The 239-nt window shown below is 35.6% G+C and carries 1 protein-coding gene; it reads right to left on the bottom strand.

What is annotated here, in order from left to right:
• The coding region (locus AVJ19_RS21415) for an IS1 family transposase (protein WP_162626544.1) at positions 1-189 on the bottom strand (189 nt) is incomplete at its 3' end.
• Positions 190-239 lie beyond the last annotated feature (50 nt).

The raw sequence follows: 239 nt of genomic DNA, 5'->3' as shown, positions 1-239 counted from the left end.
AACCATCAGATGTAGTATTTTGCTTTTGATCCCTGAGTGACAGCCTTGGTAACTTAGTGCATGGTCACCGATAAATTGACGTTTGCATATTTTGCATTGGTAATTTTGCTTACCATACACTTTTATACCATTTTTCTTTATACTGTCACTCAGGCAGGTAGGACATTTGATTTGTAGAGTTATTTGCATTTCCCTATAGTATCAAATTCTTACCTGTCTTTCTCTCAGCATACTTTTTG

Source organism: Acinetobacter sp. CFCC 10889, assembly GCF_003268395.1.
GTDB lineage: Bacteria > Pseudomonadota > Gammaproteobacteria > Pseudomonadales > Moraxellaceae > Acinetobacter.
Note: the sequence above shows the minus strand (reverse complement) of the source record. Positions and strands in the feature narration are given on the sequence as shown.